This is a genomic window from Bradyrhizobium symbiodeficiens (genome assembly GCF_002266465.3).
GTDB lineage: Bacteria > Pseudomonadota > Alphaproteobacteria > Rhizobiales > Xanthobacteraceae > Bradyrhizobium > Bradyrhizobium symbiodeficiens.
The window spans coordinates 4,056,189-4,068,484 of the sequence record NZ_CP029427.2; the positions used below are offsets into that span (position 1 = coordinate 4,056,189).

The window sequence follows — 12,296 nt, forward strand, 5'->3', positions numbered from 1 at the left end:
TTAGTCCTCCGCCTGAAGATCGGCCTCCGCGGGGGTCGCATCCTTGCTGCGCGGAGTCGCTGCCCTTGGCATGAGCGCTCCTTCGAAATCTCCCTCGCCGGCAGCCGCCGGCGACCAGGGACGGTTCGTGCCCCTCGCCCTCACCGCCTGAACCGAAAAGCCGTCGCCACGCTGCGTCAAGGCCAGCGCGCCCTGGCGACCAAGCCGCTGCCGATCCACCACCATCGCCGCACAATCAGGCGGCGCGGGCCGTGACGTCACCACCAGTGCGGCCCGGCTGCAATCATCCGCCAGCGCATCGATGCGCGAGGCCAGCGCGACCAGCCGACCGTCGGCGAGCGGCGTGACGCAGCCGGACTCGTCGCACGATATGCCGCTCGCCAGCGCGCCACTGCCGGCATCGCGCGGATCGGCGTCAGCAGACAGCCATTCCCTCAGCAGGAAATTGTCCTTGCCCGTCCTGATCAGATGCAAGCGCCCGTCCCCGCCCCTCACCGCGACGCTCGCGCCGTCCCCTGCGATCAGGATATCGGGCTGCCGCACCGACAGTCCCCAGCCGATGGCAGCCAGCAGCACCACGGCACCGCACCAGCGCAAGGGCGTGCGCAACAGGCCCATCACGATGATCCCCAGGCTCGCTGCAATCAGCGGCGCGATACCGAACGCGGGGATGCGGCCGACGGCGCCCGGCAATGCCGTCACCCAGCGCGAGACCACGACCATCCAGTCGATGCCGATCCCCATCAGCCACCAGAACACGCCGTCGAGCCCGAACGGCGCCGCGAGCAGGCCCAGCAGGCCGGCCGGCATCACCAGCGCCGAGACCACCGGCATTGCGCCGAGATTGGCGAGCACACCGTAGGGCGTGACGCGGTGGAAGTGAAAGGCAGCGTAGGGCGTGGTCGCAAGCCCCGCGATCAGCGAAGCCAGGAACAGCATCGCGATCTCGCGGCCGCCCCACATCGCGACGCGCGCGGTCGCCGAATGGTCTGGCGAGGCAAACAGGTTCGGCATGCCGATCTGCACCAGCGCGACGAGACCAAGCGTCGCGGCGAACGACATCTGAAAGCTCGGATGCACCAGCGCCTCCGGCGCGACCGCGAGCACGATCAGCGCCGCCACGGCGAGCGTGCGGAAGGTGATGGCGCGGCGATCGACCATCACCGCGATCAGCACCACCGCCGTCATGAAGAACGATCTTCGCGTCGCGACCTCCGCGCCAGACAGCAGCAGATAGAATGCAGCTGCGACCAGCGCCGCCGCGGCCGACCATTTCTTGATGGCGAAGCCGGCCGCCAGCCCCGGGATCAAGGCCAGCAGAGCGCGCACCGCGAAGAAGACGACGCCTGCGACCACCGCCATGTGATAGCCGGAGATCGAGAGCACGTGCCCGAGCCCCGAGATGAACATCGCGTCGTTGACGGGCGTGGAAATCGCATCGCGCCGCCCGGTCAGCAGCGCTGTCGCGATCGCGCGGTTGTCGCCCTCGAGCGTGGCGCGGATGCGGGCGTCGATCGCATCGCGCAGGCCCTGCATGAAGGCGGCATAACGCAGCCGCAAGCCGCCGGCATCAGGCGGGACGGAAGCGGTGATCGCGCCCATCACGAAGCCGGAGGCACCGATGCCCTGAAAGAACATATCGCGCGAAAAATCGTAGCTGCCGGGGCGTACCGGTGAGAGCGGCGGCATCAGCCGCGCCTTGAGCTGCACGAAGCTGCCGACCTCGGGCGCAGTGCCCTTGCGCACCGACAGGCGGACGCGCTCCAGCTTGACGTCGCTGCGCTGGGCCTCCATCGCGGTGACGCGCAGCACGAAACGATCGGTGCGCTCGCGGATGTCGCGGGCCTCGACGAAACCCGACAGCGACACCGAATAGAGCGGCTTGGCCAGCACGGGGTGACTGATGCGCGCCGTCTTCCAGGTTGCCACGGCAAAGCCGGCCGCCACCGCCGCGATCATGATCGCAGGCGCAAACAGCCGGCTCCGCCGCAACAGCATCGCGCCCAACAGGAAGGCGATCGCCGTCGCGGCAACAACCCACAGCACCGGCTCATGATCGGCGGCAAAATAGAGCGCGATGCCGCCGCCGAAGGCGACAGGCACCCATGGCAAGAGTCGCCCCGCGCCGGCCTCGGCGCGGGCCCATTCACGTAGCGTCTCGACGATTGCCGGCCAGGCGCCAAAGCCTGCCGGCGCGAAGCCGCCAGCCGGTGCAGCACGGCCGACCGGCCACGTCCCGGCAACTCCCTGGGACCGTACTGGCCGGCCCGGCTCCGCCATATCCCTGCACCTTACGCGACGCGACTGGCACCGAGGCTACCGGAACGTGCGGCGGCGCGAATAGCGGTACAGACCGGGAACGAGAGAGGCCGCGCCCTACTTTTCCTCTTCCATGGTCACGGCCACGTCCGCCTTGGCGGACAGCCGCACCTTGTTCCCTTCGACGCCGGCAACGAGGCCCTTGTCGATGAAGTGATGGTGGCCCTTGTGGCTGCCCTCGCCGCTGTCCTTCTTGGTCAGCTTGATGCGATTGCCTTCGACCTTGTCGACGGTACCGACATGGACGCCGTCGGCGCCGATCACTTCCATATGCTCTGCGATGTTCTGCATGGTGGGTTCCTCTTCTGGACCCACACAACGCGCAGGAAGCCTGTTCGTTCTCTCACGGCGAATGACGATGCCGTGCGCCCGTCAGATCAGCGGCGCCTTCGCCGAAGCGTGGTGATTGACGATCTTCCAGTCGCCGTCCTCGCGGACGATGACCCAGCTCATCTTGACGACGAGATCGTCCCGCTCGCCGGCGAGATCGAACGAGATGGTCGCGGCCATGTTGATCAGATCAGGGCCGGCTTGCGCGGCGTTCACATCGGAGAACACGGCACACGGCTTGCGCCAGCGCGGCAGGCCGTTGAAATAATCCGCGACGCCATCCCTGCCCCGATAGAGCTTCGGGTTGGAGCCGAAGAAGAACGCGTTACTCGAATACAGCGACGAGAGCGCGGCCGCGTCGAGCGTCGCGAAGCCGGCGCACCATTTCGCGATGATGGTGGAAACGACGGCGTCGGCTTCATTGCTCATGTGGTCAGCCCTTTGCGACTTCTTTCGCGAAAGTGTCGCGCAGGCCGATGGTGCGCGAGAACACCGGCTTGCCCGGCGTCGAGTCCTTGTCGCGCACGAAATAACCCTGGCGCTCGAACTGCATCGGCTCGGCCGAATTGCTCTCCGCGACCGACGCCTCGATCCGTGCGTCGGACAGGATCTCCAGTGAGTTCGGATTGAGATCGGCCGCGAAGTTCGATGCGTCCGGGCTCGGATTGGCGAACAGCTGATTGTAGATGCGGATCTCCGCGGGCACCGAATTCGCCGCCGGCAGCCAGTGCATGGTCGCCTTCACCTTGCGCCCGTCGGGCGCGTTGCCGCCCTTGGTCGCGGGATCGTAGGTGCAGCGCAGCTCCACCACCTCGCCCTTGTCGTTCTTGATCACGCCGGTGCACTTGACGAAATAGGCGTAGCGCAGCCGCACCTCGTTGCCCGGCGACAGGCGGAAGAACTTCTTCGGCGGGTTCTCCATGAAGTCGTCCTGCTCGATATAGAGCTCGCGGCCGAACGTGATTTTCCGCGTGCCGGCCGAGGGATCGTCCGGATGGTTGATCGCCTCGAGCTCCTCGGTCTGCCCTTCCGGATAGTTCTCGATCACCACCTTGAGCGGCCGGAGCACGCCCATGCGCCGCTGCGACGTGCGGTTCAGCTCCTCGCGGATGCAGAACTCGAGCATGCCGACGTCGACCACGCTGTTGGCCTTGGCAACACCGATGCGCTTGACGAATTCACGCAAGGCTGCCGGCGGCACGCCGCGGCGGCGCATCCCCGCCATGGTCGGCATCCGCGGATCGTCCCAGCCGGCGACATGGCCGTCACGCACGAGCTGGGTCAGGACGCGCTTGGACAGCAGCGTATAGGTCAGGTTCAACCGCGCGAACTCATACTGATGCGGCTTCGACGGCACCGGCAGCTTCTCGATGAACCAATCGTAGAGCGGCCGGTGGTCCTCGAACTCCAGCGTGCAGATCGAATGCGTGATGCCCTCGATCGCATCCGACTGGCCGTGGGCATAATCGTAGCTCGGATAGATGTGCCACTTGGTGCCGGTGCGCGGATGATGCGCATGCAGGATGCGGTAGAGCACGGGGTCGCGCAGATTGATGTTGCCGGCGGCCATGTCGATCCTGGCCCGCAGCACGCGCGCGCCGTTCGGGAATTCGCCGGCCTTCATCCGCCGGAACAGGTCGAGGTTTTCGTCCACGCTGCGGTCGCGGAACGGCGAGTTCTTGCCGGGCTCGGTCAGCGTGCCGCGCGCCAGGCGGATCTCTTCCTGGGACTGGTCGTCGACATAGGCGAGCCCGTCGCGGATCAGCTGCTCCGCCCATTCGTACAACCGGTCGAAATAGTCGGAGGCGAAGAACAGGTTCTTGCCCCAGTCGAAGCCGAGCCAGCGCACGTCGGCCTGGATGGAATCGATATATTCCTGCTCTTCCTTGACCGGATTGGTGTCGTCGAAGCGCAGATGGCAGCGGCCCGGAAACTCCTGGGCGATGCCGAAATTGAGCGCGATCGACTTGGCGTGGCCGATATGGAGATAGCCGTTCGGCTCCGGCGGGAACCGGGTCACGATCTCCTTGTACTTGGCCTGATCGAGGTCGGCCTGGATGATGTCACGAATGAAATCGCGCCCAACCTCAGCAGCCACCGGTTCTGTCATTAGGAAAATCCTGTAGGGAAATCAGCGGTCCTTCTGCCAAATTCGCTTGGCTGAGCCAAGCCTTAAGCGGTCCGCTGCCGGGCTTTAGTTATGCTCCGGTCCTGCTATATACCACCGCTTCCAATGCATAGGCCCTGCCAAGAATGACCTCCCCCGTCGTCACCCGCTTTGCTCCCTCCCCGACCGGCTTCCTCCATATCGGGGGCGCCCGCACGGCGCTGTTCAACTGGCTCTATGCGAAGAAGCACGGCGGCAAGATGCTGCTCCGGATCGAGGACACCGACCGGGAGCGCTCCACCGAGGCCGCGATCGGCGCCATCCTCGACGGCCTGAAATGGCTCGAGCTCGGCTGGGACGACGAGGTGATCTACCAGTTCAGCCGCGCCGCGCGCCACCGCGAGGTCGCCGAGCAGCTGCTCGCCGACGGCAAGGCCTACCGCTGCTATGCCACCGCCGAGGAGCTGACTGCCATGCGCGAGAAGGCACGCGCAGAGGGCCGCACCCGCCTCTACGACGGCCTGTGGCGCGACCGCGATCCCGCAACAGCCCCATCCGACGTCAAGCCGACGATCCGGCTCCGCGCGCCGCAGACCGGCGAGACCGTGATCGAGGACCAGGTCCAGGGCCGCGTGGTCTGGCAGAACGAGAACCTCGACGACCTCGTCCTGCTGCGCGGCGACGGCAACCCAACATACATGCTTGCGGTGGTGGTCGACGACCACGACATGGGCGTCACCCATGTGATCCGCGGCGACGATCATCTGATCAACGCCGCCCGCCAGAAGCAGATCTACGATGCGATGGGCTGGGCGCTGCCGAGCATGTCCCACATCCCGCTGATCCACGGCCCGGACGGCTCGAAGCTCTCCAAGCGCCACGGTGCGCTCGGCGTCGACGCCTACCGCGCCATGGGATATTTGCCGGCCGCGCTACGCAATTACCTCGTCCGGCTCGGCTGGAGCCATGGCGACCAGGAGATCTTCTCGACCGAGGAGATGATCGCGGCGTTCGACCTCGCCAACGTCGGCCGCGCCGCCGCCCGGTTCGATTTCGCCAAGCTGGAAAACCTCAACGGCCACTACATCCGGCACGCCGACGATCAATCACTCGTGAAGATGTTCGAGGACGTGCTCGACCATCTCGTGCCCACGCGCGACGAGCTTAAGGCCAAGTTAAACGACACCACGCGCGCCCAGCTCCTCAAGGCCATGCCGGCCCTGAAGGAGCGCGCCAAGACGCTGATCGAGCTGATCGACAGCGCCTATTTCATCTTCGCCGACCGGCCGCTGGAGCTCGATCCCAAGGCGCAAGCGCTGCTGACGCCGGAGAACCGCAAGCTGATCGGCCAGCTACATTCCGCGCTGGAGAAAGTCGAGACGTGGAACGGCGCCGCCACCGAAGCGGCGCTGCGTGCTTTTGCCGAGGAAAATAGTCTCAAGCTCGGCGCGGTCGCCCAACCCTTGCGGGCCGCGCTGACCGGGCGGACGACGTCGCCTGGTATATTTGAGGTTTTGGACGTCCTCGGACGCCAGGAAAGCCTCGGCCGGCTTAAGGATCAGTCTACGACGTAAGTCGAGCATGCGTGGGGTGATCTTGCAGCGCACACAGCAATAATATACCCATCTCCCCCGTACCTTCTGGAACATCCGGCCTGCCCCATCATCTCTCAAAGGGGCCTCCGGCTCCGCCCGTTTCACCATACATCGGGGACCTCTGATGGACGCAAAATCGAGCAATAAGACCGCTACGCTGACGGTCGGAAACAAGAACTACGATCTCCCGATCCATAGCGGCAGCGTCGGGCCTGATGTCATCGATATCGGCAAGCTCTACGGCCAGTCCGGCCTGTTCACTTACGATCCCGGCTTCACCTCCACCGCGAGCTGCCAGTCCAAGATCACCTATATCGACGGCGACGCGGGCGTGCTGGAATACCGCGGCTACCCGATCGAGCAGCTCGCCGAGAATGGCGACTTCCTCGAGACCTGCTATCTCCTGCTGTTCGGGGAACTGCCGACCGCCGCGCAGAAGAAGGATTTCGACGATCGCGTGATCCATCACACGATGGTGCACGAGCAGATGGCCCGCTTCTTCCAGGGCTTCCGCCGCGACGCCCATCCGATGGCGATCATGGTGGCCGCAGTCGGCGCGCTCGCCGCGTTCTATCACGACTCCACGGACATCAACGATCCCAAGCAGCGCATGATCGCTTCCATGCGCATGATCGCGAAGATCCCGACCCTGGCCGCAATGGCCTACAAGTACACGGTCGGCCAGCCCTTCGTGTACCCGAAGAACTCGCTCAAGTTCGCCGAGAACTTCCTGCACATGTGCTTCGCCGTGCCGTGCGAGGACTACAAGATGAATCCGGTGCTCGCTGAAGCGCTGGACAAGATCTTCATCCTGCATGCCGACCACGAGCAGAACGCCTCGACCTCGACGGTGCGTATCGCCGGCTCGTCCGGCGCCAACCCGTTCGCCTGCATCGCCGCCGGCATCGCCTGCCTCTGGGGCCCGGCGCATGGCGGCGCCAACGAAGCAGCCCTCGCGATGCTCGCCGAGATCGGCAGCGTGGACAAGATCCCCGAGTTCATCGCCAAGGTGAAGGACAAGAACAGCGAAGTCCGCCTGATGGGCTTCGGGCACCGCGTCTACAAGAACTACGATCCGCGCGCCAAGATCATGCAGAAGATGTGTCACGCCGTGCTCAAGGAGACCGGCCATGGCGACGATCCGATGCTGAAGGTGGCGCTCGAGCTCGAGCGCATCGCGCTCAGCGACCAGTACTTCATCGACCGCAAGCTGTACCCGAACGTCGACTTCTATTCGGGCATCACGCTGAAGGCGATGGGCTTCCCGGTCTCGATGTTCACCGTGCTGTTCGCGGTCGCCCGCACCGTCGGCTGGATCAGCCAGTGGAGCGAGATGATCGAGGACCCGCAGCAGAAGATCGGCCGTCCGCGCCAGCTCTACACCGGCGTCACCAAGCGAGACTATGTCGCGATCAAGGATCGCAAGTAAGATCCTAGCCGATACGGCTTTCGAAACGGCGCCATCGCAGGATGGCGTCGTTTTTGTTTGTGCATGCGCTTGTCGAGGGCAAAGCACAGAGACCGATCGGCCGACTCCCGATGCTGCCGCGCACAACAACAAGACTACGCCTGCGGCTGCAAACGCCTTGACAGCCAGAGCGCTCCGCGCGCAAATTCTTACTCTAAGTAAGAATGACGACAGGGATGGAAATGCCGGAGCAGCCGAGAAGTCGGCGGCAGACGCGTGCTGCCATTTTGACTCATCTGCTTCAGTCCGGCGGCTCGTTTCGTCCGCCGCTGGCGAAAGCCGTGCGCCTGTCGGAAGCGAGCCTGTCGCGTATCCTGCTTGACCTGAAGGCCGAGGGCCTGATCGAGGAAGTGCGGCGCCCTGCCCCTTACGTCGGCGGCCCGACCGGCCTGGTGTCGCTCGACGGCTCGGTCGCGCTCGCGGCCTTCGAGCTGACGGCGCAGCACCTCGGCTTCGGCGTCGGCGGCCTGTCCGGCGAATTGCACTACACTGAACGCGTGCCGCTGCCGAAGACGCCGACCGTCGAGACCGTCGGCCGGGCGTTTCGCGAAGCGATGACATTGTTGCGCGACTGGGCGCGGCGCCGCCGCGTCGTCCTCTCGCAGGTCGGAGTCTCCATTCCGGGCCTCGGCCGGCTGAGCGCCGCGGGCAACCCCATCATTCCCTGTGACGTCGGGCGCATCAGCGACATGTTCGGCGAGATGTTCGCAGGCGTGCCAGTGGAATTCACCAATTCGGTCGTGGCGCACGCCACATTCCATCGCTGCCGCACTGAAAACTATCCGTTCATTGACACGCACCTGTTCGTCTTTGTCAGCCATGGCGTTGCGGGCGCCTGGATGGATGATCCTGTCGAGACCGAAGCACTCCAGCCGATCGAGCTCGGGCACATGGTGTTTGGCGAAGGCGGACCGCGCTGTCGCTGCGGCCACATAGGCTGTGTCGAGGCCTATACGTCGCTTCCGGCGCTGGCCGAACTACTCGGCGTGCCCGAGCCGGAATTGCTCCAGCTCGGCAACGATTGGGTCACCGCGATCCCGATCTCCTCGCGCGTGCGCCAGGAGTTGCGGCTTCGCCTCTATCGCCTCGGGCTCGCGATCGGCAACACGCTGAACGTCAAACCCTGTCACGGCGTCGCGATCTCCGGCTGGCCCTCGCTCCTTGCGGAGGGCGATCGGAAAGCGCTGGTCGACGGCGTCGACGCCTGCCTGCTCGGCGGCCGCGAGCATGCGCGGGTGTCGCTGGCCTTCGTGCCGCCGTCGAACGGCAATGATCCCAGGGCCGCACTGGCCTTCGCCGCGTTCTGCCTCGCCTGCCGCGGCGGTATGCCGGCCGCCTCGACGGAGGCCGCCTGAGATGGCCTGAAGCTGCGCGGCTCGCACGCAAGAGAATTCACACCGGGAGGAACTGCCATGCCGATCACGACAACAAGGCGCCGTCTGCTCGCTGGATCTGCCGCCGCGCTCGCACTGCCGGCCTTTGCCCGCGCGCAAGGCGCGGTCAAGCCGCGCCTGACCGCGATCTCGCAATGGTCCGCGGGCAGCGACGGGGCGGCCATTACCGCGCTCGGCAAGAAGTTCGAGGAGAAAGGCGGGGTTTGGCAGCACTCGCCCGTTCCCGGGTTCACCACCGAGATGATGAACAAGCTGCGCGCTCAGATCATGGCCGGCGATCCGCCGGCCTGCTCGCAGCTCAAGGGTCCCGAGATCGCAGCCTGGTCGAAGATCGCCCCGACTGTCGATCTCGACGCGGTCGTCGCCGCCGCCGGCTACGAGAAGGTCGTCGCTCCGGACCTTGCGAAACTGCACAAGCCGGCCGGCAAATGGATCGCACTGCCGTTGCAGATCTACAGCACCAACATGCTGTTCCTGTCCAAGCGCGCGATGGACAAGGCCAAGGCGGACAAGATTCCCGTCACCTGGGCTGACTTCAACGATCTTGCCGAAAAGATGAAAGCAGGCGGTGTCGCCTCTCCCATCGCCAACGGCGGCACCCGCCCGGATGACGGGCAAAAATTCGAGGCCGCTCTCGCCGGCATCAGTCCCCTCGCATATCGCGCCGCCATCATGAATCTCGAGAAGAAGGCCCTGGAGGGACCCGAGATCAAGGCCGCGTTCGCACAGGTACGCAAGATCGCCGACTGGATGGATCCCAATGTCGGCGCCCAGCACTTCTCGACCAACCTCAAGCGCTTCGTCGACGGCAACATGGGCATGATGATCATGGGCGGCTGGGCGCAGGGCGTATTGCGCAACGCCGGCTTCAAGTTCGAGGACTTCCTGATCGCACCAGGCCCCAGCGACAATGGCAAGCCGGTGTTCCTGTTGAACGCCGATGCCTTCATCTTCTGGCAGCGCAAGGAGGCGGACCTGCAAGCCGGCCAGACACTGATGGCCCAGCTCGTCATGGATCCCGCGATCCAGACGATGTACTCGCAGATCACGGGATCGATCCCTGTTCGCACCGATGTCGATCTGTCTGGCGAAGGCTGGTCCGAAGGGCAACGAACGACCTCGGCCGCCCTCAAGAGCGCTATCGCAAGCAATCAAGCCCTTCTGAGCATGGCGCACAACATGGCGCAGGAAAACGGCATGACGGCTGCGATGATCGACGTGATTACGGAGTACGTGAAGGACAAGACGATCAAGCCCGGCCAGGCAGCCACGCGCCTCGCCGAGGCCGTCGAGGGCGCACGTTGAGCAATGCCGTCTCGATAAGACCGGGCCGGCCGGCGCTTCCCGAATGGGTGCGCCGGCTGCCCGAATACCTGATGATCTGGGTGCCGCTGCTGCTGTCCGCCGCGCACCTCGTGTCGTTCTCGCTGTGGACGGTCTGGATCTCGTTCACGCCGTCCACGCTCGTTCCGGTTTCGGGCTGGGTGGGGTTACGCAACTACTCGGCCGTCGCGGCATCGCGGAACTGGCAGATCGCCTTCGACAATCTGTTGCTGTTCGGCAGCGCCTTCGTGCTGCTGAGTTTGGTGACCGGCCTCGCCCTCGCAATCCTGCTCGACCAGCGCATTCGCGGAGAGAACGTGCTGCGATCCATCTTCCTCTACCCCCTCGCGGTGTCGTTCGTGGTCACCGGCACGGTCTGGAGTTGGCTGCTCAATCCCGGCCTTGGAATCCAGAAGCTGGTCCACGACCTCGGCTGGGCCTCCTTCAAGTTCGACTGGCTGATCGACCGCGACATGGCGATCTGGACCATCGTGATCGCTGCGATCTGGCAATCCTCAGGCTTCGCCATGGCGCTGTTCCTTGCCGGCCTCCGGTCCGTCGACGCCGACATCATCAAGGCGGCGCAGATCGACGGTGCCGGGCCAGTTCGAATCTACCGGCGCATCATTCTGCCGTCGCTTTGGCCGATCACCATCACCGTCGTCGTGATCCAGTTGCAGTTTGCGATTTCGACGTTCGACCTCGTCCGCGCGCTCACCAATGGCGGCCCGGGAATCGCGACCCAACTGCCGGCACTGGTCGTCTACGACCTGATGTTCCAGCGCAGCCTGCTCGGCCGAGGCGCGGCGGCGGCGGTCCTCATGCTGCTCATTCTGCTCGCGGTGCTGCTGCCGTATGCAGCGTGGCGATACGTCCAGCGACGGCGGGCCGCTCATGCGTGAGCGCTCCTTCGTGGCAAGTCGAATTTTGATCTACCTCGTCGTCCTGCTGATCGCTGCAGCATGGCTTGCGCCGCTCGCCGTCGTCGTACTGAATTCGCTCCGCAGCAACGAGGAGATCGCGCAGGGCTCGATGATCGGCTGGCCGCAGCACTGGGCCTGGAGCAACTATTTGACGGCCTGGAGCGGCTTCTGCGTCGCCGAGACCTGCGCCGGCATCCGGCCGTACATGCTGAACTCCGCGCTCGTCACGATCCCGGCGACGATCTTCTCGACCCTGCTCGGTGCGATCGCCGGCTACGCCGTGTCGCTCTGGCGTTTTCGCGGCGACACCTGGATCTACGGCATCGTGACCCTCGGCCTGTTCCTTCCCCAGCAGATGCGCCTGCTGCCCTGGACCATCGTGCTGCGGGACATCGGTCTCATCAACACGCTCGCCGGCCTCGTGCTGATCCACACGATCCAGGGGCTCTCCTTCACCACGCTGTTCTGCCGCAACTATTATGTCGCCATTCCCCATGAATTGATCAGGGCCGCGCGCATCGACGGCGCCGGGTTCTTCCGCATCTTCTGGCGCATCATCTTGCCGCTCTCGCCGCCGATCCTGGTCGTCACCGTGATCTGGCAGTTCACGCATATCTGGAACGAGTTCCTCTATGGCGTGACGTTCACGAGCGGCCAGCAGCAGCCCGTCACCGCCGCTCTCATCGCGCTGTCCGCCGCCGTCGCGGACATCCCGCAGCATGGCGTGCAGAGCGCCGCGGTGATCATCGCGGCGCTCCCGACGCTGTTGATCTATCTCCTCGGCGGCAAATACTTCGTCCGCGGCCTGACTGCCGGGGCCGTGAAATGATGGAGTTG

At 65.0% G+C, this 12,296-nt stretch carries 10 protein-coding genes; 6 read left to right on the plus strand and 4 right to left on the minus strand.

Going from position 1 to position 12,296, the window contains the following annotated elements:
- The 4 genes from CIT39_RS18830 to CIT39_RS18845 form a co-directional block, all read right to left on the minus strand.
- Window positions 1-2,280 carry a ComEC/Rec2 family competence protein gene (locus CIT39_RS18830; protein WP_094977727.1) on the minus strand — a complete coding sequence of 760 codons (2,280 nt, stop codon included), beginning with the start codon at window positions 2,278-2,280 and terminating at the stop codon, window positions 1-3.
- A gap of 96 nt (window positions 2,281-2,376) precedes the next feature.
- Window positions 2,377-2,610 carry a DUF2171 domain-containing protein gene (locus CIT39_RS18835; protein WP_015685840.1) on the minus strand — a complete coding sequence of 78 codons (234 nt, stop codon included), beginning with the start codon at window positions 2,608-2,610 and terminating at the stop codon, window positions 2,377-2,379.
- Between the two features lie 81 nt (window positions 2,611-2,691).
- Window positions 2,692-3,078 (minus strand): nuclear transport factor 2 family protein, encoded by a 387-nt coding sequence (locus CIT39_RS18840; protein WP_094977726.1) that lies wholly within the window; start codon window positions 3,076-3,078, stop codon window positions 2,692-2,694.
- 4 nt (window positions 3,079-3,082) lie between these two features.
- Entirely contained in the window at window positions 3,083-4,759 is a 1,677-nt protein-coding gene (locus CIT39_RS18845; protein WP_094977725.1) for a glutamine--tRNA ligase/YqeY domain fusion protein, read from the minus strand.
- Between the two features lie 143 nt (window positions 4,760-4,902).
- Between CIT39_RS18845 and gltX the strand changes: the two genes are divergently transcribed.
- The 6 genes from gltX (at window position 4,903) to CIT39_RS18875 (ending at window position 12,288) form a co-directional block, all read left to right on the plus strand.
- Window positions 4,903-6,330: a glutamate--tRNA ligase gene (gltX, locus tag CIT39_RS18850; protein WP_094977724.1), complete on the plus strand. Its 1,428-nt coding sequence runs from the start codon at window positions 4,903-4,905 to the stop codon at window positions 6,328-6,330.
- Window positions 6,331-6,475: 145 nt separating this feature from the next.
- Window positions 6,476-7,780, plus strand: coding sequence for a citrate synthase (gene gltA / locus CIT39_RS18855; RefSeq protein ID WP_094977723.1), 1,305 nt, complete (start codon window positions 6,476-6,478; stop codon window positions 7,778-7,780).
- A gap of 215 nt (window positions 7,781-7,995) precedes the next feature.
- A complete protein-coding gene (locus CIT39_RS18860) occupies window positions 7,996-9,174 on the plus strand; it encodes an ROK family transcriptional regulator (protein ID WP_181955158.1) in 1,179 nt (392 codons plus the stop codon).
- A gap of 57 nt (window positions 9,175-9,231) precedes the next feature.
- Window positions 9,232-10,518, plus strand: coding sequence for an ABC transporter substrate-binding protein (locus CIT39_RS18865; protein WP_094977721.1), 1,287 nt, complete (start codon window positions 9,232-9,234; stop codon window positions 10,516-10,518).
- The gene (locus tag CIT39_RS18870; protein ID WP_162308574.1) at window positions 10,515-11,438 is read left to right on the plus strand and encodes a carbohydrate ABC transporter permease; all 924 of its coding nucleotides are present in this window, start codon (window positions 10,515-10,517) and stop codon (window positions 11,436-11,438) included. The genes CIT39_RS18865 and CIT39_RS18870 overlap by 4 nt, the downstream gene beginning before the upstream one ends.
- The gene (locus CIT39_RS18875; RefSeq protein ID WP_162308575.1) at window positions 11,431-12,288 is read left to right on the plus strand and encodes a carbohydrate ABC transporter permease; all 858 of its coding nucleotides are present in this window, start codon (window positions 11,431-11,433) and stop codon (window positions 12,286-12,288) included. Before CIT39_RS18870 ends, CIT39_RS18875 begins: the two co-directional genes overlap by 8 nt.
- The last annotated feature ends 8 nt before the right edge of the window (window positions 12,289-12,296 follow it).

Bases quoted from the DNA above. Each gene is read 5' to 3' on its own strand.
- CIT39_RS18830 (WP_094977727.1), bottom strand. From the start codon at position 2,280: ATGGCGGAGCCGGGCCGGCCAGTACGGTCCCAGGGAGTTGCCGGGACG.
- CIT39_RS18835 (WP_015685840.1), bottom strand. From the start codon at position 2,610: ATGCAGAACATCGCAGAGCATATGGAAGTGATCGGCGCCGACGGCGTC.
- CIT39_RS18840 (WP_094977726.1), bottom strand. From the start codon at position 3,078: ATGAGCAATGAAGCCGACGCCGTCGTTTCCACCATCATCGCGAAATGG.
- CIT39_RS18845 (WP_094977725.1), bottom strand. From the start codon at position 4,759: ATGACAGAACCGGTGGCTGCTGAGGTTGGGCGCGATTTCATTCGTGAC.
- gltX (WP_094977724.1), top strand. From the start codon at position 4,903: ATGACCTCCCCCGTCGTCACCCGCTTTGCTCCCTCCCCGACCGGCTTC.
- gltA (WP_094977723.1), top strand. From the start codon at position 6,476: ATGGACGCAAAATCGAGCAATAAGACCGCTACGCTGACGGTCGGAAAC.
- CIT39_RS18860 (WP_181955158.1), top strand. From the start codon at position 7,996: ATGGAAATGCCGGAGCAGCCGAGAAGTCGGCGGCAGACGCGTGCTGCC.
- CIT39_RS18865 (WP_094977721.1), top strand. From the start codon at position 9,232: ATGCCGATCACGACAACAAGGCGCCGTCTGCTCGCTGGATCTGCCGCC.
- CIT39_RS18875 (WP_162308575.1), top strand. From the start codon at position 11,431: ATGCGTGAGCGCTCCTTCGTGGCAAGTCGAATTTTGATCTACCTCGTC.